This is a genomic window from Bacteroidia bacterium (assembly GCA_026932145.1).
Classification (GTDB): domain Bacteria; phylum Bacteroidota; class Bacteroidia; order J057; family JAIXKT01; genus JAIXKT01.
On record JAIXKT010000026.1, the window covers coordinates 11,860 to 21,107 of the forward strand.

11 protein-coding genes and 1 pseudogene are annotated in these 9,248 nt (G+C 39.3%); 6 read left to right on the top strand and 6 right to left on the bottom strand.

The window, feature by feature from the left end; genetic code table 11:
• The first annotated feature begins 114 nt into the window (after positions 1-114).
• The 3 genes and pseudogenes from sul2 to LC115_07090 all read left to right on the top strand — a co-directional run bounded on the left by sul2 (position 115) and on the right by LC115_07090 (position 2,022).
• Positions 115-930 (top strand): sulfonamide-resistant dihydropteroate synthase Sul2, encoded by an 816-nt coding sequence (gene sul2 / locus LC115_07080; GenBank protein ID MCZ2356438.1) that lies wholly within the window; start codon positions 115-117, stop codon positions 928-930.
• Position 931: 1 nt separating this feature from the next.
• Positions 932-1,432: pseudogene (locus LC115_07085) on the top strand (IS1595-like element ISBbi1 family transposase).
• 38 nt (positions 1,433-1,470) lie between these two features.
• Complete coding sequence (locus LC115_07090) at positions 1,471-2,022, top strand: hypothetical protein (protein MCZ2356439.1); 552 nt, start codon at positions 1,471-1,473, stop codon at positions 2,020-2,022.
• Positions 2,023-2,109: 87 nt separating this feature from the next.
• On the opposite strand, the gene LC115_07095 is transcribed toward LC115_07090, so the two are convergent.
• Entirely contained in the window at positions 2,110-2,289 is a 180-nt protein-coding gene (locus tag LC115_07095) for a hypothetical protein (protein ID MCZ2356440.1), read from the bottom strand.
• Between the two features lie 125 nt (positions 2,290-2,414).
• On the bottom strand, positions 2,415-2,567 hold the full coding sequence (locus tag LC115_07100; GenBank protein ID MCZ2356441.1) for a hypothetical protein: 153 nt from the start codon (positions 2,565-2,567) through the stop codon (positions 2,415-2,417).
• Positions 2,568-2,827: 260 nt separating this feature from the next.
• Between LC115_07100 and LC115_07105 the strand changes: the two genes are divergently transcribed.
• The 3 genes from LC115_07105 (at position 2,828) to LC115_07115 (ending at position 4,801) form a co-directional block, all read left to right on the top strand.
• On the top strand, positions 2,828-3,391 hold the full coding sequence (locus LC115_07105) for a pentapeptide repeat-containing protein (GenBank protein ID MCZ2356442.1): 564 nt from the start codon (positions 2,828-2,830) through the stop codon (positions 3,389-3,391).
• Entirely contained in the window at positions 3,388-3,864 is a 477-nt protein-coding gene (locus LC115_07110; GenBank protein MCZ2356443.1) for a GyrI-like domain-containing protein, read from the top strand. The genes LC115_07105 and LC115_07110 overlap by 4 nt, the downstream gene beginning before the upstream one ends.
• A gap of 163 nt (positions 3,865-4,027) precedes the next feature.
• Positions 4,028-4,801 (top strand): hypothetical protein, encoded by a 774-nt coding sequence (locus LC115_07115; protein MCZ2356444.1) that lies wholly within the window; start codon positions 4,028-4,030, stop codon positions 4,799-4,801.
• On the opposite strand, the gene LC115_07120 is transcribed toward LC115_07115, so the two are convergent.
• From LC115_07120 to LC115_07135, 4 genes are all read right to left on the bottom strand, one after another.
• Complete coding sequence (locus tag LC115_07120) at positions 4,772-5,002, bottom strand: hypothetical protein (protein ID MCZ2356445.1); 231 nt, start codon at positions 5,000-5,002, stop codon at positions 4,772-4,774. The two genes, LC115_07115 and LC115_07120, sit on opposite strands and share 30 nt — an antisense overlap.
• 1,121 nt (positions 5,003-6,123) lie before the next feature.
• On the bottom strand, positions 6,124-7,551 hold the full coding sequence (locus LC115_07125; protein MCZ2356446.1) for a hypothetical protein: 1,428 nt from the start codon (positions 7,549-7,551) through the stop codon (positions 6,124-6,126).
• A complete protein-coding gene (locus LC115_07130) occupies positions 7,541-8,611 on the bottom strand; it encodes a radical SAM protein (protein ID MCZ2356447.1) in 1,071 nt (356 codons plus the stop codon). Before LC115_07130 ends, LC115_07125 begins: the two co-directional genes overlap by 11 nt.
• 10 nt (positions 8,612-8,621) lie before the next feature.
• A complete protein-coding gene (locus LC115_07135; GenBank protein MCZ2356448.1) occupies positions 8,622-8,915 on the bottom strand; it encodes a hypothetical protein in 294 nt (97 codons plus the stop codon).
• Positions 8,916-9,248: the final 333 nt, after the last annotated feature.

The following is a 9,248-nucleotide window of genomic DNA, read 5'->3' on the forward strand; positions in this document are numbered from 1 at the left end:
ACTCTTTGACAGACTAGTAATTGCGAATATAACAGGTGCATAAACGGATAATCAGAATCTTTAAACATCCTAATTAACTACCTGCGGATTTTAGGTATTATTATAGAAGCCCCCATGAATAAATCGCTCATCATTTTCGGCATCGTCAACATAACCTCGGACAGTTTCTCCGATGGAGGCCGGTATCTGGCGCCAGACGCAGCCATTGCGCAGGCGCGTAAGCTGATGGCCGAGGGGGCAGATGTGATCGACCTCGGTCCGGCATCCAGCAATCCCGACGCCGCGCCTGTTTCGTCCGACACAGAAATCGCGCGTATCGCGCCGGTGCTGGACGCGCTCAAGGCAGATGGCATTCCCGTCTCGCTCGACAGTTATCAACCCGCGACGCAAGCCTATGCCTTGTCGCGTGGTGTGGCCTATCTCAATGATATTCGCGGTTTTCCAGACGCTGCGTTCTATCCGCAATTGGCGAAATCATCTGCCAAACTCGTCGTTATGCATTCGGTGCAAGACGGGCAGGCAGATCGGCGCGAGGCACCCGCTGGCGACATCATGGATCACATTGCGGCGTTCTTTGACGCGCGCATCGCGGCGCTGACGGGTGCCGGTATCAAACGCAACCGCCTTGTCCTTGATCCCGGCATGGGGTTTTTTCTGGGGGCTGCTCCCGAAACCTCGCTCTCGGTGCTGGCGCGGTTCGATGAATTGCGGCTGCGCTTCGATTTGCCGGTGCTTCTGTCTGTTTCGCGCAAATCCTTTCTGCGCGCGCTCACAGGCCGTGGTCCGGGGGATGTCGGGGCCGCGACACTCGCTGCAGAGCTTGCCGCCGCCGCAGGTGGAGCTGACTTCATCCGCACACACGAGCCGCGCCCCTTGCGCGACGGGCTGGCGGTATTGGCGGCGCTGAAAGAAACCGCAAGAATTCGTTAACTTTTCGGTGGCCAGTAAGGAAATCGAGCGAGGCAAGGGTACACGTGGCCGGGGAGCCGAGGGAAAGCAGAACGTTGCGGTGATGGCCGAAAGCACCCCGTTGGAAGATATCGAAACGGGCAAAAAGGAGAAGCATGTGCGTTATTTCAAGGCCAGGGTACTGGATAGCCATCAAAGTGAAGGAATCAACGGCGTGGTCAGGGACTGCATGGAGGATGATGCCATCGTATTTTCGGACAAAAGCACTTCTTACGTTGACATCTCCGATCTGGTGGAATTGCACGTCACCGAGAAATCAGACGCCAAAACCACCAAGGAAACACTCAAATGGGTGCATATCGCAATCAGTAATGCAAAACGGACATTGCTGGGCAACTACCATAAAATCAAAAGGAAATACTTACAGTTGTATCTCAACGAGTTTATTTACAAATTAAACAGACGGTATTTTGGAGACAAACTCTTTGACAGACTAGTAATTGCGAATATAACAGGTGCATAAACGGATAATCAGTAAATTTATCTAATTCTCAAAATAAGATGAAGGAAATTTTTGGCGATAAAGTGGAAAACAACAGAGTTTTTATTAATTGGTTTACTGGATTAATCAATTTTCCTGACAAAACAGAAAAAAATAAAATTCTCCGTTGGGACGGAGTTTTTTATAAAATATTTGAATACGAAACTGTTTTAGGTTTTCAAAATGGAAATTTAATTAGTCAAGGAAATGTGAAAAATTATGCAAAAATCAAAAATGGAATTAATCGAAAGGATAAAAGCAAAGTTTCTAAAATTATCTTTGAAAAACTGAAAAAGAAAAATTGGAAAAGTGATTATGATTGTTCGGAAAAATATCTAATTACAATTTCTGAAAATGGAAAAATATCAAATGTGAGAATGACCTATTCAAATGAAGAACGAAAAGAGTTCTATGAGGAAGATGAATATGAGTATTGTATCAGCAAAGTGAGAAATGCTTTAACTGGACTACAATTTGATATTTTGAAGGATAAAGGAAAACCAATTTCAGAAGATATTTATATAGAAATTTGGCAAGAGAAAAATGGGAAGCTTGAGGATTGGACGCGCTAAAGAAGACACTTCTGCTAACATGGTATTGGCAAAATGCGGGGTTAAATGCAAGTTGAAAGAGTTGTAATTTTAATCCGCTTATGCTTTTCAATTCCACATTTTTTTGTAATTTAGTTTCATTGAAAAAGCATTCGCTACGTTTGTGAATTCTTGAACGTTTAGTTCTTCGAAATCCCGCACTTCGCCAATACTTTTCCCGTTGAGCGACATTACGCCTGCGGCGTAGTTTTGTTCTTCGTGTTTTGCTGCGCAAACACTCCCATCCAAAACAAATGTCGCTCAACGCAGCGCTTGACCTAATTTTGTCTAAGATACGCCTGGGCTTTGCGCCGGCTGCGGCTCGCACCGCTCGCCGTTCCGGCTAACGTCGCCCAACAAAATACTTGACAAAATTAGATTCCGAGAAAAAAAACACCGGAATCCCAAAATAAATTTTGGTCTTCTCTTTTTTTTCTCGGAACTTCGTCAAGCGCTGCGTTGAGCGACATTACGCCTGCGGCGTAGTTTTGTTCTTCGTGTTTTGCTGCGCAAACACTCCCATCCAAAACAAATGTCGCTCAACGCAGCGCTTGACCTAATTTTGTCTAAGATACGCCTGGGCTTTGCGCCGGCTGCGGCTCGCACCGCTCGCCGTTCCGGCTAACGTCGCCCAACAAAACACTTGACAAAATTAGATCCCGAGAAAAAAAACACCGGAATCCCAAAATAAATTTTGGTCTTCTCTTTTTTTTCTCGGAACTTCGTCAAGCGCTGCGTTAGTGGCAAGTGTAACACGACAGACCGTTCCAAATGACAGAACAGACAAATGCAGGAAAATTATATTACAGACAAAACCTTTGACCGAAACGATTCGCTGACAAAAGGCGAATTCGAAAACTGCATTTTCAATAGTTGCGATTTTTCCAACAAAGACCTTTCAGAATTTAAGTTTACAGACTGCACATTTAACGATTGCAATTTCAGTTTGGCAAAACTCAACAAGACAGCGTTACGGGACATCAAATTCAAAGACTGCAAAATGTTGGGACTTCGTTTTGACACTTGCAACGAGTTTGGACTTTCTTTTTCGTTTGACGGTTGCCAATTAAATCATTCTTCGTTTTACAAGACGAAAATCAAAAAGACGATTTTTAAAAATTCGCAATTACATGAAACAGACTTTGAGGAAGCTGACTTAACAAATGCGGTGTTTGACAACTGTAATTTGACACAAGCGGTTTTTGACCACACGACACTTGAAAAAGCAGACTTTCGGACTTCTTACAATTATTCCATTGACCCTGAAACTAACAGAATTAAAAAAGCGAAATTTTCTATTTTAGGTGTTTCAGGGCTTTTAGACAAATACGATATTGAGATAGAAAAATGACACCAAGAATTGAAATGACAAACGAAAAGAAATTAGTCGGGAAACGACTTTCAATGAGTTTTGCGAATTACAAAATTGGCGAACTTTGGAAAAGTTTTATGCCAAGACGAAAATACATAACCAACAACTTGACAAACGAATTGATTTCATTGACAGTTTACAAACCAACACATTTTGCGGACTTCAACCCGACAAACGAATTTAAACGTTGGGCGACTGTTGAAGTTTCGGACTTTAACAATGTGCCAAACGAAATGGAAACTTTTGTTTTGCCAAGTGGACTTTATGCGGTTTTTGAATACAAAGGTTTAAACACGAACAATTCAATTTTTCAATACATTTTGGGAACGTGGTTGCCAAATTCGGACTACATTTTAGACAACAGACCGCATTTTGAAGTTTTAGGCGACAAATACAAGAACAATGACCCAACATCAGAAGAAGAAATTTGGATACCAATAAAATCAAAATAGAAACACCATGCCACTAACAAAAAAATTGGCAATAGGCGGGCTGAACAGCTTCGTATCAACGGAAGTGCAAAATTCAACTTCTGTTCTTCGATTAAGGTTCAGTGCTAAAAGTCCCGCCCATCGCCAATTTTCAAACCGTTATAGCACATATTAAACGACAGAAATGAGAAGAATACACTTATTTGAATTTGAAGACTTGAAATGGTTTCCGAGTTTTTTAAGAAATTACGGAACTGACTTTTTACAGTTCTTGTCCAACAGGACAAAAATGTACAAACCGATAATTCCGATTATTAAAAAAGGATTGGAAAAGAGCAAAACGAATCGAATTATTGACCTTGGTTCAGGTGGTGGAGGTGGACTTATTTGGCTTAACTCAGAACTAATAAAAGACATTCCGAATCTTCAAGTAATGCTAACTGACTACTACCCAAATATTTCAGCATTTAAGTTTGCAAAAGAGCAAGCCGATAATTTCGAGTTTATAGAAGAATCGGTAGATGCCCGAAATGTTCCGACCGAATTAAAGGGATTACGAACACAATTTTTGTCGTTGCACCATTTCAGACCAGATGACGCAAAACTAATCCTTCAAAATGCCATAGACACGAACAGCTCAATCGCTATTTTTGAAGCACAGGAGAGAAGTGTGCCAAGTGTTTTGGCAATGTTGTTCTCCCCCCTTAGCGTTTTAATAACAACACCTTTCATACGACCTTTTAAACTCGGACGAATTATTTTCACATATTTAATTCCAATTGTTCCGTTATTTGTATTGTGGGACGGTATTGTTTCTTCTTTTCGGACTTATTCGGTAAAAGAAATGAACGAACTTGTTGGCAATCTGAAAGGGACAGAAAATTACGATTGGGAAATAAACAAAATAAAATCGGGGCCAGGCGTGGTATTATACCTTTTGGGAACGAAAAAAGAATAAATACGTGCTATAACAGCACCTACCCAAAAGTGGCGGCTCAGTGGTTAAATCAAGCTTTGTGCTTCTATCAAAGTTTGTGCTTGGTTGACAGTGAAGTACTCCGAAATCGCCACCTTCGGGTAGCTGCAAACCGTTGAGCGACATTACGCCTGCGGCGTAGTTTTGTTCTTCGTGTTTTGCTGCGCAAACACTCCCATCCAAAACAAATGTCGCTCAACGCAGCGCTTGACCTAATTTTGTCTAAGATACGCCTGGGCTTTGCGCCGGCTGCGGCTCGCACCGCTCGCCGTTCCGGCTAACGTCGCCCAACAAAATACTTGACAAAATTAGATTCCGAGAAAAAAAACACCGGAATCCCAAAATAAATTTTGGTATCCTCTTTTTTTTCTCGGAACTTCGTCAAGCGCTGCGATGTGCAAAAGTCTCCGCTTCGCTCCGCCTTTTGCACATCGGGCTCGCGGATTTGCAAAATTCCTACGGCTTTCATAGCTCCGCTATGAGCCTTCGGAACTTCGCAAATCCGCGAGCCCGTTGAGCGACATTACGCCTGCGGCGTAGTTTTGTTCTTCGTGTTTTGCTGCGCAAACACTCCCATCCAAAACAAATGTCGCTCAACGCAGCGCTTGACCTAATTTTGTCTAAGATACGCCTGGGCTTTGCGCCGGCTGCGGCTCGCACCGCTCGCCGTTCCGGCTAACGTCGCCCAACAAAATACTTGACAAAATTAGATTCCGAGAAAAAAAACACCGGAATCCCAAAATAAATTTTGGTATCCTCTTTTTTTTCTCGGAACTTCGTCAAGCGCTGCGATGTGCAAAAGTCTCCGCTTCGCTCCGCCTTTTGCACATCGGGCTCGCGGATTTGCAAAATTCCTACGGCTTTCATAGCTCCGCTATGAGCCTTCGGAACTTCGCAAATCCGCGAGCCCGTTGAGCGACATTACGCCTGCGGCGTAGTTTTGTTCTTCGTGTTTTGCTGCGCAAACACTCCCATCCAAAACAAATGTCGCTCAACGCAGCGCTTGACCTAATTTTGTCTAAGATACGCCTGGGCTTTGCGCCGGCTGCGGCTCGCACCGCTCGCCGTTCCGGCTAACGTCGCCCAACAAAATACTTGACAAAATTAGATTCCGAGAAAAAAAACACCGGAATCCCAAAATAAATTTTGGTATCCTCTTTTTTTTCTCGGAACTTCGTCAAGCGCTGCGTTATAGCCAATGGTAGGACAACTACTCAGAAGGCAACTAACCAATTAAAACTTAAAGAATAAATCTTTTTTAAAACTTCCGTCAATGCTCATCTTTTTGTTTCCGTGAGCTATTCTTATTTTGTTATCGTTTTAAGAACATTATCTATCCACCTTTTATCAAAATCTATTGTATAATTAGGCGTAATTCCTGTTTCATCGATTGCATTTTCAGGAATACGTCTTGAACGAGTTGTAGAATAACCTAATATAAATGGTGAACATTCCAAATTCTTTATACGCATATTAGAATAATCCAAGACACCTGCCGTTGGCTCTCCCATTAAAACTACTTTTTGACTTTGTTTGGCTGTTAGCAAAAATTCTTCCGTAGAACTTGCGCAATCTTTGTCAATTAAAACTGCAATTTTTTTGGGATACTCATAGATTTCCTGCATTGTTTCAGTTGTATCATTAACGATATTAACCAATTGATTAGGATTTTCTTTCATTTGAGAAATAACGTACTGCAAACGATTTTTTACATTTTCGGGTAATTTAGGGTTTTCATCAATTACTCGTTGCCATGATAAAATATTTTCGGGTGTGGAAAGTACATCTACACCTATTGATTTTATTGGATTGGTATAGATAAACGGTAAAAGTGGCTCATAGACAAAATCACTTCCTCCTCCATTGTAGCGTACGTCAATTATGAGATACGGTTTACTTTTTATTTTCTTCTCATTCTTTTTGACCACTGAAATAACTTTTTTAAAAAACCTTTGGTCAAAGGATTTTATACGCAAATATGCAGTACTATCATTCACATCCTCATAAAAAACTACTTTAGTTGAATTTTCATTTTTAAAAAAAGGTTCTGTTTCTTCTACATTAATAAGTGTAGTAGTTCCATTTTTTATAAAGTTATCAATTCTATATTGCCCCGATTTTAGAATATAGCTTTTCACCTCGGGAGTATGGTCTTTCAGATAGTAAATACCATTATAATTATCTCCTTCAATGTGTTTGAGTTCTAATTTAACCTGTCCCACCTCCCATTCTTTAGTATTTGTAGCCGTTATCACTCCCACATAATCACGAAAAGGCGTTTGATTTTTGATAAGCGCAATTTCATAACTTTTTGATATTGTCGTATAAATTCCCTCAATATCTGTTGCTGATTTTGCATGAAGTTCGGCAATTGTTTCAGAAGAAAGCGAAATTGTTTCTGTAGCTGAATTGTTTGTTTTTTTGGGATTAACAATCAAACGAAGATGACCGTCATTAAAATAATTCAAAAGGGTCTGAATAGTAAAGTAACAATAATTATCAGAAGAAGCACTTTTTGCTTGTTGAAGTAAATCATTTTCCAACTTAGAGTAGGTATTTCTATTTACGTTGCTTACCTTATCATTAAACCCAGCATAATTTTCTTCTATAAAACTTTTTACTGAAATAAATTCACTTTCACAATCACAATTTTGTGAAAATGAAACAAAACTTACTATACAAAAAAATAGTACAGCAAGCCAATGATTACGTTTCAATGGGTTAATTTTCATTATCATTAAATTTACCTGCATCTTTGTACGGAGTAGCTAATTTTTCTAATGCCAATGCTTGAAGTGGACAACCTTTTTCTTTTGCAAAAATCCACTTTGCCAATTTCTCTTGATTTAATGTCATTGTTCCATCGGAATTTAGCTTTCCAATATTATTAATATCATCTTTCAATGCTACAGTACATTTTTGAACTTGTCCATTAGCACGGATAGAGAAACTATTAGCTTTCGAGGCATAACAAACATAACCTACTTCACGCCCTTTTTTTGTTGCAGAATTAATAATAGGCGTTTCTTTATCTTCTTTATTCAAAATTGTAAGACCACTTTCTTCTGTATGATTAAATCCTTTTAGCTGAACTAAGTTATTTAAATCATCTAATCCCTTTTTTTGATTAAGAACCAACTCGGGTTTCCCCCAAATAGGGTGGAAATGAATTTTAAAACGTTTATCATTCAGGAATATTAAGTTTTCCTTAGTTTCAATAAAATCCTGAACACTTTCAAAATTTGAGTCTGAAACATTTAAACGAATTACACAATCAAAATCATAGCTTGACTGTGCCATTGCTTTTATATTACGTATGATTTTATCAAAGGTGTTTTTACCATTAATTGTAGGTCGTAATTTATTATGCCAATCCTTATCACCATCAATCGTTATTTGGTACTCAGTTATACCATTCTCAAAAATACTTTGAAAAGTTTTTTCATCAAGAGCATACCCATTTGTAGTTATATTACCGTGATATTTTATGGAGTTTTTATCACATAATTGTTTTGCCCAAATTGTCATATCAAGAACTCCTGATTTATTCAATAAGGGTTCTCCTCCAAAATAAGAAATGGCAAGATGACTTATTTCGGAAATACGATTTAGGATAAGATTTTTAATCCCTAATACAACCTCTTCTTGGATATTACCTAACTTAAAGTCCTCATAACAATATACGCACCTAAAATTACACTGTTCAGTCATAAACAGAATAAGATGCAGAGATGTATTAGTAAACCCATGAAGCCAATCAATAGGTTGATTGGTAGAACTTTGTGTTGACAAAATAAATATATTATTCTTTAGCCGAACAACCTTTTTTTAGGTTTATATGAAAGTGGCAAAAAACATTAACGTCAGCTTTAAGTTCAGGTCTGTCTCCGCCAGGCATAATAATTGCAGACCCAGTTTCTCTTAAAGTTTCTCTTACAAAGTTACTAGCTTTATCATTTACGATAATAGCTTTTCCATTCACATCAAACCTAACATCATTAGGGTAAATGGTTACACTTTCTGAACTTGCCAATTCATTTAGTTCTGACAAATTAATGTCTTGTGTTTTGTTTAATGATTTTTCTTCTTCCGACATAGTTTTATAATTTAGGGTTTTAACATACTACAAATATATAAGTATTTTTAACATAAAATGCTTTTTAAGCCTTATTTATATTTATTCTAAATTGCAGAAAGAACAAAGAAACCTAGTGTCGGTAATGATTTTAATAATATCTGATAAAAACCACTGGCTATAACATCAGTTTGGCAAAAACGGCAGGAAACAGCTCCGATTTAAAGTTTTTAGCTAATTTTGAACTTTGTGCTTCGATTGAAAATTTGTGCTAAAAGTGCCGTCTTCGCCAAGCTGCAAACCGATGTGCAAAAGTCTCCGCTTCGCTCCGCCTTTTGCACATCGGGCTCGCGG

Excerpts from the sequence above, each read along its gene's own strand:
- LC115_07135 (MCZ2356448.1), bottom strand. The coding sequence starts at position 8,915 with ATGTCGGAAGAAGAAAAATCATTAAACAAAACACAAGACATTAATTTG.
- LC115_07105 (MCZ2356442.1), top strand. The coding sequence starts at position 2,828 with ATGCAGGAAAATTATATTACAGACAAAACCTTTGACCGAAACGATTCG.
- LC115_07125 (MCZ2356446.1), bottom strand. The coding sequence starts at position 7,551 with ATGAAAATTAACCCATTGAAACGTAATCATTGGCTTGCTGTACTATTT.
- LC115_07115 (MCZ2356444.1), top strand. The coding sequence starts at position 4,028 with ATGAGAAGAATACACTTATTTGAATTTGAAGACTTGAAATGGTTTCCG.
- LC115_07090 (MCZ2356439.1), top strand. The coding sequence starts at position 1,471 with ATGAAGGAAATTTTTGGCGATAAAGTGGAAAACAACAGAGTTTTTATT.
- LC115_07110 (MCZ2356443.1), top strand. The coding sequence starts at position 3,388 with ATGACACCAAGAATTGAAATGACAAACGAAAAGAAATTAGTCGGGAAA.
- sul2 (MCZ2356438.1), top strand. The coding sequence starts at position 115 with ATGAATAAATCGCTCATCATTTTCGGCATCGTCAACATAACCTCGGAC.